General features: G+C 39.7%; 19 protein-coding genes. 5 read left to right on the top strand and 14 right to left on the bottom strand.

Annotation, left to right across the window (positions count from 1 at the left end; genetic code table 11):
- Positions 1-161: 161 nt before the first annotated feature.
- Entirely contained in the window at positions 162-1307 is a 1146-nt protein-coding gene (locus tag VGT41_05930) for an MBL fold metallo-hydrolase (GenBank protein ID HEV2601800.1), read from the top strand.
- 208 nt (positions 1308-1515) lie between these two features.
- Complete coding sequence (locus VGT41_05925) at positions 1516-2184, top strand: hypothetical protein (protein HEV2601799.1); 669 nt, start codon at positions 1516-1518, stop codon at positions 2182-2184.
- 139 nt (positions 2185-2323) lie between these two features.
- Here VGT41_05925 and VGT41_05920 read toward each other — a convergent pair whose 3' ends face one another.
- Positions 2324-2620, bottom strand: coding sequence for a hypothetical protein (locus VGT41_05920; protein HEV2601798.1), 297 nt, complete (start codon positions 2618-2620; stop codon positions 2324-2326).
- A 333-nt stretch (positions 2621-2953) separates the two neighbouring features.
- The gene (locus VGT41_05915) at positions 2954-3361 is read right to left on the bottom strand and encodes a hypothetical protein (protein HEV2601797.1); all 408 of its coding nucleotides are present in this window, start codon (positions 3359-3361) and stop codon (positions 2954-2956) included.
- Between the two features lie 228 nt (positions 3362-3589).
- Here VGT41_05915 and VGT41_05910 point away from each other — a divergent pair, with 228 nt between their 5' ends.
- Positions 3590-4402, top strand: coding sequence for a hypothetical protein (locus tag VGT41_05910; GenBank protein ID HEV2601796.1), 813 nt, complete (start codon positions 3590-3592; stop codon positions 4400-4402).
- Here the strand turns inward: VGT41_05910 and VGT41_05905 are convergent.
- The 3 genes from VGT41_05905 to VGT41_05895 form a co-directional block, all read right to left on the bottom strand.
- Positions 4399-4839 (bottom strand): hypothetical protein, encoded by a 441-nt coding sequence (locus tag VGT41_05905; GenBank protein ID HEV2601795.1) that lies wholly within the window; start codon positions 4837-4839, stop codon positions 4399-4401. The genes VGT41_05910 and VGT41_05905 overlap by 4 nt on opposite strands.
- 40 nt (positions 4840-4879) lie before the next feature.
- The gene (locus tag VGT41_05900; protein ID HEV2601794.1) at positions 4880-5218 is read right to left on the bottom strand and encodes a hypothetical protein; all 339 of its coding nucleotides are present in this window, start codon (positions 5216-5218) and stop codon (positions 4880-4882) included.
- Between the two features lie 64 nt (positions 5219-5282).
- The gene (locus VGT41_05895) at positions 5283-5624 is read right to left on the bottom strand and encodes a hypothetical protein (protein HEV2601793.1); all 342 of its coding nucleotides are present in this window, start codon (positions 5622-5624) and stop codon (positions 5283-5285) included.
- 197 nt (positions 5625-5821) lie between these two features.
- Between VGT41_05895 and VGT41_05890 the strand changes: the two genes are divergently transcribed.
- Complete coding sequence (locus tag VGT41_05890) at positions 5822-6616, top strand: AAA family ATPase (protein HEV2601792.1); 795 nt, start codon at positions 5822-5824, stop codon at positions 6614-6616.
- Between the two features lie 95 nt (positions 6617-6711).
- Positions 6712-7755 carry a hypothetical protein gene (locus tag VGT41_05885; GenBank protein ID HEV2601791.1) on the top strand — a complete coding sequence of 348 codons (1044 nt, stop codon included), beginning with the start codon at positions 6712-6714 and terminating at the stop codon, positions 7753-7755.
- Positions 7756-7813: 58 nt separating this feature from the next.
- Here the strand turns inward: VGT41_05885 and VGT41_05880 are convergent, their stop codons facing one another.
- The 9 genes from VGT41_05880 to VGT41_05840 all read right to left on the bottom strand — a co-directional run bounded on the left by VGT41_05880 (position 7814) and on the right by VGT41_05840 (position 16754).
- Positions 7814-9466: an FAD-dependent oxidoreductase gene (locus tag VGT41_05880; GenBank protein ID HEV2601790.1), complete on the bottom strand. Its 1653-nt coding sequence runs from the start codon at positions 9464-9466 to the stop codon at positions 7814-7816.
- A 171-nt stretch (positions 9467-9637) separates the two neighbouring features.
- Positions 9638-10063, bottom strand: coding sequence for a DUF1761 domain-containing protein (locus VGT41_05875; GenBank protein HEV2601789.1), 426 nt, complete (start codon positions 10061-10063; stop codon positions 9638-9640).
- 130 nt (positions 10064-10193) lie between these two features.
- Positions 10194-10757: a DNA-3-methyladenine glycosylase I gene (locus VGT41_05870; GenBank protein ID HEV2601788.1), complete on the bottom strand. Its 564-nt coding sequence runs from the start codon at positions 10755-10757 to the stop codon at positions 10194-10196.
- A gap of 215 nt (positions 10758-10972) precedes the next feature.
- Positions 10973-11872, bottom strand: a complete 900-nt coding sequence (locus tag VGT41_05865) for an alpha/beta fold hydrolase (GenBank protein HEV2601787.1) — start codon at positions 11870-11872, stop codon at positions 10973-10975.
- A complete protein-coding gene (locus tag VGT41_05860; protein ID HEV2601786.1) occupies positions 11869-12063 on the bottom strand; it encodes a hypothetical protein in 195 nt (64 codons plus the stop codon). The genes VGT41_05865 and VGT41_05860 overlap by 4 nt, the downstream gene beginning before the upstream one ends.
- Positions 12064-12065: 2 nt before the next feature.
- On the bottom strand, positions 12066-13403 hold the full coding sequence (locus VGT41_05855; protein ID HEV2601785.1) for a hypothetical protein: 1338 nt from the start codon (positions 13401-13403) through the stop codon (positions 12066-12068).
- A 14-nt stretch (positions 13404-13417) separates the two neighbouring features.
- The gene (locus tag VGT41_05850; GenBank protein HEV2601784.1) at positions 13418-15346 is read right to left on the bottom strand and encodes a S9 family peptidase; all 1929 of its coding nucleotides are present in this window, start codon (positions 15344-15346) and stop codon (positions 13418-13420) included.
- A gap of 124 nt (positions 15347-15470) precedes the next feature.
- Positions 15471-16079 (bottom strand): hypothetical protein, encoded by a 609-nt coding sequence (locus VGT41_05845; protein HEV2601783.1) that lies wholly within the window; start codon positions 16077-16079, stop codon positions 15471-15473.
- A 93-nt stretch (positions 16080-16172) separates the two neighbouring features.
- A complete protein-coding gene (locus tag VGT41_05840; GenBank protein HEV2601782.1) occupies positions 16173-16754 on the bottom strand; it encodes a histidine phosphatase family protein in 582 nt (193 codons plus the stop codon).
- Positions 16755-16953 lie beyond the last annotated feature (199 nt).

Here is a 16953-nt window from a genome sequence, read left to right as displayed (position 1 = left end):
CTCGCAGAAAGGACAGCGGTTGCTTTTGTAGCCATTACCATTACTATTATACATTAGATAGTAACCACGGTTCTCGAGCACTTGAATGCGCTAACTACCACCCGCCCACTCGACCAATAGCTCTCATTCAATGCCAAAGGCCTTATTTTTAAAGGAAAGTCATGAATAAACCATTTTTAAAACACTATGTCTTATTGGCCATGCTTGCTCTGCAAACAATGTCATTACCAGCCTTACAATCCTCTACAGAATCAACTCCTAGTGAATCAATCCACCCTATGCTACCAATCAAAAAAGATGGCAAATACTACTATAATGAGCAAGATAAACATGTTCATATCGACTTGAGCCGGGCACTAGCATTCCTTACCCGTAAACTTCCTAAGCTATGGTATAACAAGATAAAATCTCTCTTTAGTCGCGAAAAATCCCCTGATACCGTAAATGCTATTGATTTTTTACAACCAACCCAAACGGTCCCTGGGATCGGCTCTATAGAACCAAAAATAATTTGGATTGGCCATGCAACCTTTTTAATACAAATTAATGGGTTTAACATCCTCACTGATCCTGTATTTGGGGACGTTAAGGTTGGTCCATTATCATTATCAAAACGCGGCATGCCAGCAGGGGTCAAAATGGAAGACCTACCCCCTATCCATGCAATCGTACTTTCGCATAATCATAGTGACCATATGGATACCACGGCTTTAACTACATTAAATGAAACGTATAAACCGTTAGTGTTTGCACCAAAAGGCAATAAAAAAACATTAATGAGCATGGGTTTTGACAAAAAACGTATCATCACCAGAACGTGGTGGGAACAAGTGGTGCTCACTCCAAACGATGGTGAACCAATCGCAATCTCTTGCTTACCAGCATATCACTGGTCGATCAGATTCAGCCTTGGCAGTTACCGTACATCATTATGGAGCAGCTGGATGATCAGTTCAAAAGATACCAATATCTACTTTGCTGGTGATACGGCATATGGACCGCATTTTAAACAAATAGCACAAGCATTTCCGAATATCGACATAGCTCTTATGCCTATCGGCCCTACAGACGAAGGTGAAAACAAACATAAAGAATCTCATGTTGATGCACTTGAAGCAGTAGATGCTTTTATCGATCTTAATGCACATTGTTTTATACCTATGCATTATGGAACATTCTTTGCAGGCAAAAGCACCATAGAGATTCCGGTAAGACGGCTTATTGCATACTGGGAAGAAAAAGATGCGCTGCGCGATAAGCAACTTCTGATTGCCCGCTGTGGCGAGCAATACGCACTTGCAAAATAATAAGTACGGTTAAAATTTAGCGAAAACAAAAGGTGGCACCTGTAACAATGGTGCCACCTTTTTTTAAACAATCTTTAATGTACGTCGCCATTCCTCTATTACGCGTTGTAACGTAACGCTCATTTTTGTAACTGGACAAAAAAAAAATTAATAAGAAACTGAGCATGCATAAAATATAAGGACCTAACTATAAAAAAAGATTTGATTCATGAACAAGACCTTACTACTCTGCTTAACAATATCATTCTGCGGAAACAATTTATACGGCATGCTGACAAAAGCTAATTCTCTGAAAAACGCAACTCTTTATACCTTATCTACAATCATAAAACGAAACCACCCGCAATCCTTTACTCATCTTGATCAATCACCAGGTAGACGGTATACAAGAGGTTTCTCAAACCATGCTATCAGCATTGCACAATCACCAACAATAATAGACCCTGTGCATTCACAACATATAATCGATGATACATCAACACAATGTAAACCAGATCACACACATGCTCTCAATGTACACAATGAATGGGTACAATACACATCTTTAACGTTGTCACTTTTTCCCTCCAAATGTGACGGCTATCTTACTAGCTCTGTTAACGGTGATAGCAAAATTTTACATCCCGTGCCATATGAGCCCGAATCTGCGTGCACAAAAAAGTGTCAATGGCCACTAAAACGTCAGTTCTATAATGCATATGTAAAAAAGGATTGTCATAACGGCAAACCAACAATAAGTCCGCTTTTATCTGTACTACTTCAACAATGGAATCCAGATTCAGAAAGTACAAACGCTCCTTGCGGCGCTACATGCTACATACAAAGAGCAAAGATTGCTGCTGATTATCACAAAACTAAGAGCCTATCCAGAAACTAATCCATGGTGCAAAATGCTGACAAGTTGGTGGCCTGCTCGGCGAAGCTGAGCGAAGACGACCAAGAAGACCTTGCTCTTTAATACGATGACAAGAATTCTCGGACGAGCTCCTTACATAGAACTCTCGCTAATTACATCGTCACAAAGCCAACCCTGAAAAAACTATCATCGCACCAACTCCCGTAGCTGCTGTTCCCAGCATTGCAAGTTCTCTCTTATATTTATCTCGAAAAGCCAATAGCCGATTGATCTGCTTCTTTTCCACTACTGCATTTTGAGTTTGCAATACTGACGAAGATTCTTGTTTTTGAATAGATGCACTCATTATTGGTAATACTGACTCATTTGCAATGCTCCCTAATCGAAATGTTACCGCATGAGATGGTGCAACAGAATAGAGCGTTATAGTTAATGCTACAACTCGTATATTTTTCATATAAAACCCTTATAATTCAAATCTGTTTCCATCCCTAGATAATGCAATTATATAGGAAACCCTAATTAAATAAATACTTTTACTCACTTATGCGACAGAAAAGAAAATGAGATCACAAACAACAGATTGATTTGATTTTTATTGATGGAGATTTTACTCACTTTTGAAAGTCTATGGGCAGCGGCTGGTCCGCTGACCGCAGTATTTAATTGCAAAGGCACAGGTCTGATTGAAATGATCGGCTGTAAAGTTGCATCGATTAAGTAAAAAAAAACAACTGTTACAACAACACAACATTATGCAACAAAGCAGCTCCATCGCGAGTGTTGTATTTTACAATCTACCTAATAGCACTCGCAATCCCGCCAGCCCATATAAAACTCTGCAGACATTAGTGACAAGAGAAGGGGTAGGCTTACGCACATAATAATAATGCTTAACGCTTTCCATAAGGGTAACAAGAACTATAAAATCACTTACTGCAGTCAAACGAGGGTACCTGTCCCAAAAATCTCTTGTATCTGCTTTTTGTTGCACAGCGTTGTCATTCTTCTGTTCATCTGTAACTAATGTGCTTTTCGGTTCTGCATTCACTGAAGCTGCAGTCTGTAAAACAGTTGATTTGTACTTGGGTGGACTTAATAAACAGGTATTGCTTTGCCCACAGTGCGAGTCGTGTGCATCTAATTGAATCATGAAAATAGATAAAAATAGTACTGCAAAAATCCACATGCGATTCATACATATCCTTGTTTTAAGATGGTTGTTTTATACTTTTTTTTACATTCTAGTTTTTTTATATAATCACTATCCATCATTTCAGTTGTTATTTCAACTGCATGACTTGTGCCAATCCTTGCCAAAATAAGCGCAAACGAAAATGAAACAGCACACTATTCACTTTTACTCAACAAAAAAATCTTATAGTCTTCTATAGAATGATTACTTCTCAAAATATAAAGGGATATTATGAAGCTACTCACAAAGACATTATTATTAACCTCTATGATCTCCATTTCTGCAATTACAGCTAACAATACGATACTCAATGCCCTCGCCCTGTGCGCATCATTGCCTCAAACTACCGTCATGAGTCATGAAAACGCTTTTGAATACACAAAACAAGCATTACGTGCAACCTCAGATGGCGATTATGAAAAATCTTTAGCAACAATTCTGCATGGTTTAGAAAAATTTCCACAAAGTTTTACACTGCAAACATATCTTGCTATATCCATTGCTCATTTTTCAAAATTATATAACGAACCGTTCAAAAATATATTAGAAAAAATATCAAAAACAGTTTTTGATAAACTCATGAACGAAGTTGACGAACAACCAAAAGCAGACAGCTACAATTTTAAAAATGAATATTTTCATCGCTTTGGTATGTATCTAGAGCAATATGAAGCTGGCATAGCAATGATGTATGATTATTGGAGAACGCCTGAATGGACTCATTATGCTGCAACTGCATATTACCGCCAAGCAGTCGGCGCAACCTGCCATGCAAAAGAATTATTATTGAAAGGCAAACGCAAACACGCTTTGATACAAGCACAAACCGCACTTGTTGCATGGGCCCAACATTTTAATTACGCAGATGCCTCCCATAATGCTTTGGTTCATTATGCCCTTGCATTAGGCATTTTGGGATACAGACAAGAGATGATGCATGCTCTCCATCAAAGCGCTCATTTAATTAATAAAGATCTCGATTATATTGAATTTCAAGAAATAATAACTTTTATTAATGCGATAACACCAACGCCGAAAAACTAAAACATAGGAATATAAAGCCACCTAGAAAGCGCAGCATCATATACCAATAACATCATATCTTTTACTGTAAACACCGCAGTCATCGCTCTAATCATATTCGTTGCATGTAATGACTGCATACCTAAACATTGTTCAACTGAACGAAATAATCCCTCAGACATTGCAACTCCACACCCAATTGTTGTTACTAGATTTACTACACGCTGCCGATTAGTAGGCATGCTTGCATGCAGCCTTCCCTCTGTGGGTGCATTCGCCCTGCGCATTCGCGCAGCTCTTAGCCGTCCTTGCCATATTCTAACAATATGTGCTTGTGCAGATCTCAGCTGTCCTTGTGTCGGTGTATGTGTGACATTATCCTGCTGCAATACAATGGCATCCATTCGTAACATCATCAAAGATACACTAATTGCTACCAAAACTCGTATACGGTTCATAACTATATCCTTTCTGCATTCTCTTTATTATATACAATGGCTATCTCGCCATTTCTGTTACTATTTCAATAGCATGACTGGTACCAATTCTATCTGCACCAGCTGCAATAAATGTGCACGCTGTCTGATAATCGGAAATCCCTCCCGCTACTTTTATTTTAATAGCTGAACCGACGGCTGCACGTACCAATTGCACATCTTCAACGGTTGCGCCACGAGGCCCCATTCCAGAACATGTTTTAAAAAAGTCGGCACCCGCTTTTACCATGACTTCCGCTGTTTTTTTAATCTCATCTGCCGTAAGATATCCCGTTTCAGGTATACATTTAACAATAATATGGGGATTAACAGCGCGCACGCACAATATAAGTTCCGCCATAAAAAACCGAAGATCCTCCCATTTCTCCTGCTTTATACATGCTACATTAAGAGAGATATCAAGCTCATCTAAAAAACAAATCGGTCATTGGACTAACAACGTATTCAGTAAATAAAACAGCTCCTATAATACGCCCCACTGCTTCAACTGTGGAACCACCCAAAAAACTATTACGCTTACGCATGTCAGGATGCGATTCTTGCGTAGACACATCCTCGGCCAACCTTGCATGCAATATCTCAGTCGCCTTACTTACTTGCTTTTGCTCTGGTTTTGATGATAAATGGGTAGACTTGGTTAATTCGGTATCTGCCGATGAAGCTGTTGTTGGTAAAATAGCTGCATCAGCCCCGTGATGTATTATAACAAACGCTGCTAGGGTGAATAATAGTTGAACATTTTTCATCTATATCCTTTGCTATATTAGCTATTAAAAGAGTTTCACCAAAAGCACACAGTAAATCTTATTCTGCATGATCACCTATTTTATCAAAACAAAAACAAAATAACACATGAGCCTCTTTTGCTCGAAACAAATAAATCCTATAATCTTATACTGCATAATTACTACTCAAAAAACATGAATGGATCAGGGCAAGCACTATGAAAAAGAAACAATCAAACAATTTTACCACGCATCTAGATGGTCCAATTCTCGATATGGTCAAAGTGGATTTCGCTGACGGAATTGATTTTAATCTGCATCCTTTTTCTTTACCCATCATTAAAAATTTAACGGAAATTAACTTTCCCACACAAGTCACTTTTTTTATCGGTGAAAATGGGACTGGAAAATCTACTATCCTGGAAGCAATTGCTTACCACGCAGGATTTGGGTTAGAAGGTGGTAGTAAAAACATCCATTTTAAAACTTCCTTTGAGAAAACGTATGCGGCGGCGCAACTACTTGCCGAACAACTCACCCTTTCATGGAGAAAGAAACCAAAAAATGGTTATTTTTTCAGAGCAGAAAGTTTTTTTAATATTGCTAATTATATTGATACGATGGCCGGTCCCTATGGCGATGCGGAGGTCTACGCTCCCTATGGAGGAAAGTCACTGCATGAGCAATCACATGGAGAAAGCTTTCTTTCTTTTTTTAAAAACCGATTGTTCAGTAATGGCTTTTTTATTTTTGATGAACCTGAAGCAGCCCTTTCTCCTCAACGGCAACTATCGTTGCTGGTGATTTTGCATGAAATGTGTAAAAATCCTGATGCTCAATTTATCATTGCAACGCATTCACCAATCCTGTTGGCATATCCAGGTGCCACTATTTATTCTTGCGACACAGGTAAGCTTACTTCCATCGGATACCAAGAGACGGAACATTATAAGCTCACCAAATATTTTCTAGATAATCCTGAACGATACCTGCAACAGTTGCTTAAAGACTAACTCGACGCCTAAAACTATTTTTATTGACTTTGCTTTGAGAGCCACAATAGTATGTCAAAAAAGATAAACCCATTAATCAAAGGAAGAGTACGTCAATGAAACAAAAAGTTTTATTATTACTGTCACTGTTAATAATAATGTCCCCCTGCGCTCTGGTTGCAAAAGGAGAGTCAAATTCTGCGGTTAACGCTATCTTAGAAAAAGCAAAAACTAATCTTGCAACGTTATCTAAAATGGCTCCAAATCAAAGTAAAGATGCACTTATTAAAACATTATCTCAATCAAAAGTAATATCGAGCAACTGCTGCTCATCATCCACGGTTAGTTGCTGCCCTACTCCTACTAGTTGCTGTCCGGTAAGCCCTAAAGGTGCCACGGGAGCAACTGGTATGAAAGGCGTTACTGGCGCAACGGGAGCCACTGGTGTTACGGGTGCTACCGGCGCAACTGGACCTTCTGGCAACTCTAACATGTTGATTTTTAGAGCATCAGGAGCATTTGTTCTTCCTCCCAACGTTACGCAATTTCGTGTAAAAGCATGGGGTGCTGGTGGTGATGGCGGACCAACTATGATAGGTTCACCAACAGCTCCTTCTGATATTTGTTCTGGTGCTGGAGGAGGAGGTAGCGGATACATTGAAGCAATCGTATCAGTAACTACCATGCCATATACTGTTACTGTCGCAGCCAATTCTTCGTTCAATTCAATTGTTACCAATGGAGTTGATGTCACGATAACAGCCGTTAGTGGATCAGATGCTCCCCTGAATGTCTTCCCCGCTTCTCCAGGAATTGGAGGAACTGGCGGAACAGGATCTACCGCAGTAGGAGCTGCCGTAGTTTCTTCCTTTGTTATTGATGGAGAAAATGGTGAAGCTGCAATGGGATGCCAAGTAGCTCTTACTATGCCAAACACGCTGAGTTATATACTCTCTCCATCGGGCGGCCAAGGTGGATCTGCAGGTCTTGGCGGAACGGGTGGATTTGGCGGAATTATTCAACAAGACGGTTCAAATTCTATTGAAGTAGGGGCTTTCAATGGACAACGCCCTGGTGGTGGTGGCGGTGGACAAGCAGCAAGTTCACTCCCCGGAGAAGGCGGTAGAGGCGCTGCTGGCCTGGTGATTATTTATTATTAATCGATAGATTTCAATTGCATTATATAACAAAATTACCCGGATTAATCCGGGTAATTTTTTACATATTCTTAACAATAACAACCACCAGCGCAATCGCAACTCCAATTACAACAATATCCAGAATATGCGGAGCGCCAATGGCAAAGCATATATCATCGATAGTACTTACGATACGCAACGGCAACGCTTTATATTGGGAAATAACGATCACTTCAGGTTCTATAACTTTAACTGCTAACCGTCCACTTTCAACCGCAGCTTCAATGCTCCACAGATCTGCTGTTGTTTGCGTATGTGCTCCGGCGATCACAAGATTGGGCACCGGAGTTTTTTGAGTCGGCAAATACGGCTGCGTATTTGTTGTATTCACCCATTTTGGTTGTCGAGGCTTAATGCCTTCAGGACTAAATAACCACTCATGCCATACTTCAATTTTGACGATCGGAAAACTCCCAAAACCTCTGCCACTATTCGCTTGCCTGATCAAAAAATCTAATCCCTGACAATCACGTAATTGCGTTAGAACTTCTTCAATAAATTGCTCTTTGGTACAATGCATCAAAGGCAATCCATACACACGCCCTGGTTCACGAGCAACACAGGCGGTACCGGTCCACAATGATGCAATGCCATCGCCGAGAATCACATCTGATGACCATACTTGTTCTTGCGCAAACAAAGTAATATTAAATTCTGAATCTGCTGCAATAACTGCAGCGCGCTCAATTGGCCATAAAATTTTTTCCGAAAATCCTATTCTAAAAGATACTTGCGTATGCGGCCCATCTTGTATTAGCGATTCAAATAAGCGCAGTTGATCTTTTTTTGCAAGGTCTGGGGTGTGTCGTAAAATTTCTGCGGCGGCAAACGGCGTGACGGCCAAAACATACACATCTGCGTGCACAACCACTCCCGACTCCAAATGGGCCGCAGTAATATGTGTTCCATCAAAATCGAATGAACGCAACTTTTGCTCCCAAAAAAATGTAACCCCTTGCTGCTGTAAATGTGCTACCCATCGATCAAACCAACATTCGTTGCTCGGCGCGCGTAATAACAGCCAACAGTCGCTGCCACCGTGCGTCCATTCTGGTCCTTGATCGTCTGCTTTATGTGCATGCGATGGTCCTGACATAATGCATTTTCTAAAAAACTGCCCCACCTGATGCAGTGAGACATTGGTCCAATCCGATCCAACCCAGGGACCGAAGATAGATCGCCATGTTTTTGCTCCTTGCTCGCTCATCACGGATTGCCATTGCTCATATGCATTCAACCGAGCGTACTGCTCAAACGACCGGCGATTTGCTGTCCATGTTTTAAGCAGCAACCATCCCAACATAATTTTGTCCCACCACGTCATTCGAAACGATTTTGGTTTATCAAAAAGATATGAATCATCACAATCGGATCGGATCTCATCAGGAGCAACTGCAAAAAGAACGGGCCGCGAAAGGCCCTTATCATAGATGCTGCCCGTTAGATCGAAAGGGACCTGCTTCATAATATCAAAAACATTGTGATACCAGGGACCAAGACCATGCCAAGAATATTCCGATGGCATATGATCACCGCTATTGCGCGCGCTACGGAAAAATCCGCCCGCTTGCTTGTTCGCTTCATACACTACAACTGTATATCCCAACCGTACAAACTCATGCGCAACGGTTAAGCCCGCAACTCCCGCACCAAATACTGCAACCTTTTTCATTATTAGCTCCAATTAACCACGATCAATGTTATAGATACGTCTCAAGAATCTCCTTTTGTGTATACAAAAAAACGGGTGCTTTAAACAATAAAAGGTCGAGGGAATGTTTGGGCAACAAAAAAGCCCAGAGTATTACCCCTGAGCTCTATGATCAAAATATGTGTTTATATCTTATGACCAAATAGAAAGAATAACCGCAGATAATATGATACCCACTATTTGATAGCCAGAATCAATTAAAAACAGCTTTACTGAACGGCCTTCCCAAATAAAAACATCCGCCATTGTAGATGCCGCAAAGCCAAAAGCCACCAAAAGACCTAAGTGCAATCCTGACATAACCGTTTTTGAACCAACCAATACCACCAGGCACGCCATAGACAAAGCGATAATAGTATTTTTTAAGAAATTAAGGCCCATTTTGGTAAGTAATTCCGCTTTTGTAGGTGGAGTAATGATAACATTGTGCTTAGCAAGCTCTGCAATCCACATGCTGCCAAAAAATGCCCCAAACCACATAGAACCAAGAAAAAAGAAGATAAGCGAGCAAACCGCTACGGCTGCATAGTTAACCTGAGACAAAATAGTAAAATCCATAAGGATCCTTTCTCTATAAAACTAAATAAATAACGACCTATCTGTGAGTATAACTCATTACTATTATGCCCGCAAATGGCTTGCCGTGAGTTCGGTATTTGTAAGCCACGCAAAACAATATTATTTTTTTTCACTTACCATATCGCCAGCATGTCACGCTGTGATCATTGACCATGCCTACAGCCTGCATAAATGCATACATAATAACAGAACCAACAAAAGTCATTCCCCGCTTTTTTAAATCTTTCGATAAGGCATCACTTTCAGGTGTTGAAACCGGCATCTCTTTAGCAGTTTGCCAATGATTCACAATTTGCTTACCTCGTACAAAATGCCATACATACGCATCAAAAGAACCAAATTCCTTTTGGATCTGTACAAACACCAATGCATTGGTGCGTGCTGCATATATTTTCAATCGATTACGAATAATTTCAGGATTTTGACGCAATGCTTCCAGCTCATCATCATTCATGCATGCAACTTTATGGACATCAAAGTTATAAAACGCCTTTCGATATCCATCACGCCGCTTTAAAATGGTTTCCCAATTAAGTCCCGCTTGGGCCCCTTCCAAAATAAGCATCTCAAATAAATGCCGATCATCATGAGCTGGTATTCCCCATTCATTGTCATGATAATCGGCATAAAATTCTTGGCCCTGTTTGCCTCCAAAGCATCTATTAATATTCATTAATCATCTTTCATCAAAATTGAGTTCGGTATCGTTTTCTCATCTAAAAATCGTAATACATTTTCAAGATCATTTCTCAGTCAAAAATTTTCATCCCATCTTCCGTTCCAGTATGATAAGCATCATTTCTGTATAAACCTAAATAAAACGACCTATTGGTGAATATAACTCATTAGCATTACGGCCACAAATGATTGAAAACGCGTATTAATCACTTATTGCCATCGTTTGATGGTTTTACAAATTAACTCTGCAGCTGACAATAAAATAGAAAGATGAGCAGCATGAGGAATAATTTGAGCAATCGATTGCTTTTTTACCAGCACCGCTTTTTCTTTATAGTCGACTATTTTTTCTGCATTCATTTGTTCATCTTGATCACCAATATACAGCGCAATAGGCTTATTCAACCGTGCAAAAACAGAGTTCGTATCATAAGGAGTTGTAGCTGATGACATGGTATATGTGTAATAGGGCACCATGAATGGATCTGCTAAAATATCTGGTGAATAATTAAAGTACACTGCCGGAGTATGTGCACAAATTCGCCCACCTGACATACCGCCAAGTATATATACCCAAACGCGGACATTTTTTACAAAACTTGTCCTTGGATCGACATGATCCTTAAGTGTTCCTGAATTTGGTCCCAGATAAGGGGCTAAACAAATGTATCCTGCAACGTATGACGATGGCACATGTGCACCGTAATTTAAGATAAGACCAGCGCCAGCAGAGTGACCAGCAAGATAGATCTTTGCTTGGGGATGTTTCTGGTGTGCAAAATCTATTATCGTATCAATGTCATAGAATAGTTGTTCAACCGTCGGAGCATCACCCCGTGGTCCCCGCGAATGTCCATGGCCACGAATATCTACCATATATGCACCAATATTATCGCTCATTGCAAGTTGCATCCCTACCCATTGATAAGCAGCATTAGTGTATCCTCCGCCACCATGATAGAAAATCACAACATTGCTTGGTTCTTGTTTTGGTAAAAAAGCATAATATGCCAGCTGAATGCCGTCAGTAGCTGACAAAAATTCTGGTCGTTGTAATGGAAATTCTGGAATAGATTGTATTTCTTTGTATGAAAATGGTTCAACACTCATACACGAACCTGCTGCAACAATCTGAGAAATGCTACACGATTAGTCACATCAAGACCATCTTCTATTGACCAGTATGCAGAAGTCATTGCCTGCAGATATGTCCAATCATAAATACGTTGTGCATCATACCCGAGCAACTGAGCAAAATCAGTAATGCGTTTGAAAATAATTTCATTATATTTATACTTCATACTTAATTACTCGTGCTCTTTCTCTGTAACATTGCCAAAGGACCGGCTGCTACTGCTTTTTCATTCAGCTTTTTACGTTGCCCTTCTCGCTGCTTTGATAAATATTGCGCATATTTTACCAATGGTGCCCCTTCTGGCTTCCAAAGTTGCACCTTGCCACGGTTATCATGGGTAACCATAAATGCACCATTCGGACCAAAAAGGACGTTGTCTGATTTCTTTTTCATTTTAAATCTGCGCAAACCCACTCCCGTCTTAACATCTCGTATAGACACCTGATCTACGCCACTTATCATAAGCGCACTATTATCTCGACTAAATGCCAAACATTGTATCTGCGGTTGTTTTGATTGCGATAACAACTTTTGAGAAGAAGCAGGATCGTATATACGTAAAATGGTATTGTTCTGATCTTGAATCCTAACATCAACTGCACCAATCGCCATAAGGCTACTATCTACACTAAATGCCACTGCATTCACGATCATATTTGAATTCATTGTTTTTTTATTAGCCATTGTATCCCAAAAAACATTTCCTTTACCAGTCTTTACATTAATAAATCTCCCACGTGAATCCACAATTATTGCAGATATTTTACTGTCAAAAGAGCTCAATCTACTCAGTAACAGTCCAGAACGAACATCCCATTTATGTAGACGATCACGTAGCGCATGAGAATTCTCCACCGTATCGCATGTTATGAGACAGGCATCGTCAGAAGTAATAACACAAGGACCATTAACCGCGCCGATTCTATGCAGTAACGCTCCCGAACTAATATTTATAATATCGGTATTATAAGGACCAACCACTGCAATAAACTTTTTATCAGAACTAATAGCCAAATAATTAATTGGTAGTTTATGCTGTACTGCGTCCAATAATCTTACATTAGCAGTATCCCATACAGATACCTCGCTTACCACCAGACCCCTTCCCTTATCCTTCTTAATCGCAAGATATCTTCCATTCGCACTCAAAGCTATCACATCTGCCTCCTTGCAAATGGTTTGCGGCACTATTGCGTGAACACTCACATCATATAGTGTTTCTGGCTGCACAAATGCAAACTTTTCAATATGCTTAACGAGTACAGCAGGAAGTTTGGCAAATAATTCTCTAAGATCTTCATCAGAATAGACTGGATATTTTTCTTTTTTTTCCTCTTCTTCCAAATGTGATACCGCAACGATATCTGTAATATCACATAAAGTATTAACCGCAGCATGCTGCAAAAAAGCAAATGCTCTTCCAAATAATGCTGCTGATTGCATTGAATGTGGCGTAAATGTAATAAGAACTATAAAACTCGTCTTATAACATCTTTTGATAATCATAATGCCTCAATTAACTACGCCTCGAAAAGCCCGCCAAGATTTTGAGCTAAGAACTCTTCCATTGCCGCAAAAAACACTAATCTGTTTCCCGGCTTTACAAAACCATGCCCTTCGTCAGGAAACAATATATATCGATGAGGAATATTATGTTTTTGTAGTGCATCTACAATCTGATCCGCTTCTGCTTGCACAACACGTGGATCATTAGCGCCTTGACCAATCAGCATCGGAATCTTAATGTTATTCGCAGAAAAGAGCGGTGACGCTGTTTTTAAAAGTTCTTCTTCAGTCTCTGGGTCACCAATGCGAATCCTCATCTGTATCAAAAAAAGCTTCCAATATGCCGGTATTGATTTGAAAAGTGTAAGTAAATTACTAACGCCACAAATATCCACAGCGCAGCAAAAAAGATCAGGAGTAAAAGCTGCCCCTGCGAGCGCTGCATAACCTCCATACGAACCACCACAGATTGCTATTTTTGTCGGATCAGCTATTTTCTGATCTATCAACCAATTCACCCCATCAACAAGATCAGTATGCATACTTTTGCCCCACTGCTTGTTGCTTACTTTGACAAATTCTTTACCATACCCGATAGAAGCGCGATAATTTATTTGCAAACATGCATACCCACGATTGGCAAACAGTTGAACTATTGAGCTATATGTCCAACAATCTCGCGCCCATGGGCCACCATGCACAAAAAGAACAATCGGCAAATCAGTCTTTGCAGTCGTTGTTGTCGGATAGGTGATATATCCATGAATATCCAAACCATCCCGTGCCTGAAATAAAATCGGCTCTGTTTCTGCTAACTGATAATTATACAGCTCAGCTTGATTAGCAAACAAAAATGTTGCCTGTTTAGCCTGCTGATCATACAAATAAAATTCCACCGGACGGTTGCTACTTACATAGCGCACTACCCACCATCGAAATGAATTATCATACGATATAATCTGCATATCTCCAGAGTTTATAGATTTCAATAGTGCAAAGTCATCGGCGAAACTATCATCAAACAGGATCGTATCACATCGTTCTCTATCGAAAAACGCACAAACTGGATTGCTGCTTTCCGGATGTAAAATAACAGAAGATCCAGCATCATATACAGGATCCTCTATCAGTACTTGCTTCTCTTTTGTATGCGCATTCATTTTAATCAAACAGGCCGTATTAGATTCTGATCCATCAGTCAGATATAACTCGTTATGCGCAGCTGCAAATCCAATAAATTGCCCACTAAGCGTCGCATCGATATCCCATGTTACAAGCTCTTGCCATGAAGCATTATTATCATCGCGATATAATAAAGTTGTGTTACCATCATCCTGCGTAACATACGCAATTCGTAGTTGTAACTGTTCATCTGCATACCATGCTGCAACATCACCTGGATTTTTTATAACAAGAGTCAGTTCGCCTGTCTGCGTATCAAGGCTGTACACATCGTGCCGAGTCCTATCATCTTTATTAAGTGCAATGAGCATCATAGTAGAGAAATACTTTGAATACCGTACTAGTTTCGCCTGCACACCATCGAACGGAGTTAAGTTTTTTGTGCACCCCGTTACGCAGTCAAGGCTATAAATATGCCAATTTTCATTACCATTTATATCCTGCAAATAGAACAATGTTGTATTATCATATCCCCACCAATATCCCTGAATACCTCGATTACTATCGAATGTTACCGGCTGTGCAACAGTAACCTGAGATATTGGTTGAATCCAAATATTCATAACCCCATTATATGGTGCTAAAAATGATATCATAGATCCATCAGGAGAAATTTTAGGATTTCCACGATCAGCATTACCAAACAGTACTGTACGGGGAATAAGATTGTCATTGATTTGATACATATCTTTTCCAGCTAAGATACTGAATAGCGTAGTAAATAATAGCGTTGTAGATAATAGCCATTGCATTCGTTTCATAATCACGATCCTCATTTAATAATCAATACACCTTGTACATTCCAAACGGTACTATACCAGATATTACAAAAACAGCATGTTATGGTGTGCCCTTACCAGGTCCACATTAAAACAGCATTGAATGTTAAATGTTATATTTAGGTTTAGCCGGACTGAGTACAATATACTGATTATTTGCTTGATCAGTAACAGTTAAGGTAAAGTTTTCATCAAAATCATCACATGAAACAAATAGTAGACCATTAACAGTTGTGTGAGGTTTAATAACTTGACTACGGAATGTTTTCCGTGAAAAATCAGCGTCTAATCGCTTATTTGATCTTGATGAACCAACACCATCTACAATAGCTGGAATAATAAATGGCCAGACGAATAATCCCGCCACGCCATAACCAATGGCACGTCCCACTGTGTTAGTATGAAATTTTTCAGCAACTTCTTGAGGTTTTAAACAATCAAAACTAAAGGTTTTAGTTGAAACACTGAAATAATGATCAGTGTTATTAGCAAGCGTTATTTGAATTGGTTGATATCCTTTAGCGATAACATTACGATCAAGATATCTTACGCAATCATCAACATCAAATACCTCGTAAGAAAAAGAGATTGACTGTTCTACTGATTGCGTTGTTGGCATAAGAGGCTTTAATGGCTTCGCTCTATAATGCGCACACCCATTTAATAAAATCAAAGACGGTATAACAACCGCAATAGAAAAAGATCGAATATTCATAAAAATCCTCATGTTTATAAAAAAAATAGCCACAGCAGAACCCCGCTACAGCCATCAATAATCTGCATAATGAAATAAACAGTTAGCTATCAACTATATTTTAGGACTAATATCCAGTGGATGAACTGTCCATGTAGACTGATTTTCTGCCGGAGGCATAAAAAGATAAGGGACACAATTATGAGAACGCTCCTCTTTAAAACCAATCATGTCCATAATTGCCCAGTATACTCCTCCATGTGCAACAATAAGAGTAGTATGCTCAGGATCTAAAACATCATGCAGTGCTCCGGCTATACGTGCTTTAAATTCATCGGGATGCTCACCTTTTCCTATCAGCGCTACATGATGCAAATCAATTGACATGATAGCTTTATCTTTCACAGTCCCTTCCAGGATACCCAAAGAACATTCTTTAAGCCCTTCAACTACCCGCACAGGTACACGAAGATGCTCATTAATAATTTCCGCCGTTTTATGCGCACGAACAAGTGGACTAGTAACAATACGTGAAATACCTTTTTCTGATAAGATTGACACCGCGCTACGCGCTTGGTCATGCCCCGTTTCATTTAATGGAATATCGGTCCAGCCTTGCCACACCTCTTTAAGATTCCAATCTGTCTGCCCATGGCGAATAAAATAAAAAGGAGCCAATGGGATAGTTTTTTTCATACTTCTCCTAGAAAAGCGTATAATAAGAATAAATCCATATATATTCATATTAGCACAATACCGCAGAACCCACAAAAGCCCCCGGTAAACATGGGCGAAGACTGGCGGCACTTTTTGCGCTAACTGACTTCTTTTAAACCGTGGTTGATGCCTCTAAAGATTCAGTTAATAGGGAACAATGCCCACCGCTACTTTGCAT

Source organism: Candidatus Babeliales bacterium, from assembly GCA_035944115.1.
Lineage (GTDB): Bacteria > Babelota > Babeliae > Babelales > Vermiphilaceae > DASZBJ01.
Note: the sequence above shows the minus strand (reverse complement) of the source record. Positions and strands in the feature narration are given on the sequence as shown.

What these genes read in the sequence shown, in the direction of transcription:
- VGT41_05925 (HEV2601799.1), top strand. Translation starts at nt 1,516, where the DNA reads ATGAACAAGACCTTACTACTCTGCTTAACAATATCATTCTGCGGAAAC.
- VGT41_05845 (HEV2601783.1), bottom strand. Translation starts at nt 16,079, where the DNA reads ATGAATATTCGATCTTTTTCTATTGCGGTTGTTATACCGTCTTTGATT.
- VGT41_05850 (HEV2601784.1), bottom strand. Translation starts at nt 15,346, where the DNA reads ATGAAACGAATGCAATGGCTATTATCTACAACGCTATTATTTACTACG.
- VGT41_05920 (HEV2601798.1), bottom strand. Translation starts at nt 2,620, where the DNA reads ATGAAAAATATACGAGTTGTAGCATTAACTATAACGCTCTATTCTGTT.
- VGT41_05890 (HEV2601792.1), top strand. Translation starts at nt 5,822, where the DNA reads ATGAAAAAGAAACAATCAAACAATTTTACCACGCATCTAGATGGTCCA.
- VGT41_05840 (HEV2601782.1), bottom strand. Translation starts at nt 16,754, where the DNA reads ATGAAAAAAACTATCCCATTGGCTCCTTTTTATTTTATTCGCCATGGG.
- VGT41_05915 (HEV2601797.1), bottom strand. Translation starts at nt 3,361, where the DNA reads ATGAATCGCATGTGGATTTTTGCAGTACTATTTTTATCTATTTTCATG.
- VGT41_05895 (HEV2601793.1), bottom strand. Translation starts at nt 5,624, where the DNA reads ATGAAAAATGTTCAACTATTATTCACCCTAGCAGCGTTTGTTATAATA.
- VGT41_05910 (HEV2601796.1), top strand. Translation starts at nt 3,590, where the DNA reads ATGAAGCTACTCACAAAGACATTATTATTAACCTCTATGATCTCCATT.
- VGT41_05875 (HEV2601789.1), bottom strand. Translation starts at nt 10,063, where the DNA reads ATGGATTTTACTATTTTGTCTCAGGTTAACTATGCAGCCGTAGCGGTT.
- VGT41_05880 (HEV2601790.1), bottom strand. Translation starts at nt 9,466, where the DNA reads ATGAAAAAGGTTGCAGTATTTGGTGCGGGAGTTGCGGGCTTAACCGTT.
- VGT41_05865 (HEV2601787.1), bottom strand. Translation starts at nt 11,872, where the DNA reads ATGAGTGTTGAACCATTTTCATACAAAGAAATACAATCTATTCCAGAA.
- VGT41_05885 (HEV2601791.1), top strand. Translation starts at nt 6,712, where the DNA reads ATGAAACAAAAAGTTTTATTATTACTGTCACTGTTAATAATAATGTCC.
- VGT41_05905 (HEV2601795.1), bottom strand. Translation starts at nt 4,839, where the DNA reads ATGAACCGTATACGAGTTTTGGTAGCAATTAGTGTATCTTTGATGATG.
- VGT41_05900 (HEV2601794.1), bottom strand. Translation starts at nt 5,218, where the DNA reads ATGGCGGAACTTATATTGTGCGTGCGCGCTGTTAATCCCCATATTATT.
- VGT41_05930 (HEV2601800.1), top strand. Translation starts at nt 162, where the DNA reads ATGAATAAACCATTTTTAAAACACTATGTCTTATTGGCCATGCTTGCT.
- VGT41_05860 (HEV2601786.1), bottom strand. Translation starts at nt 12,063, where the DNA reads ATGAAGTATAAATATAATGAAATTATTTTCAAACGCATTACTGATTTT.
- VGT41_05870 (HEV2601788.1), bottom strand. Translation starts at nt 10,757, where the DNA reads ATGAATATTAATAGATGCTTTGGAGGCAAACAGGGCCAAGAATTTTAT.
- VGT41_05855 (HEV2601785.1), bottom strand. Translation starts at nt 13,403, where the DNA reads ATGATTATCAAAAGATGTTATAAGACGAGTTTTATAGTTCTTATTACA.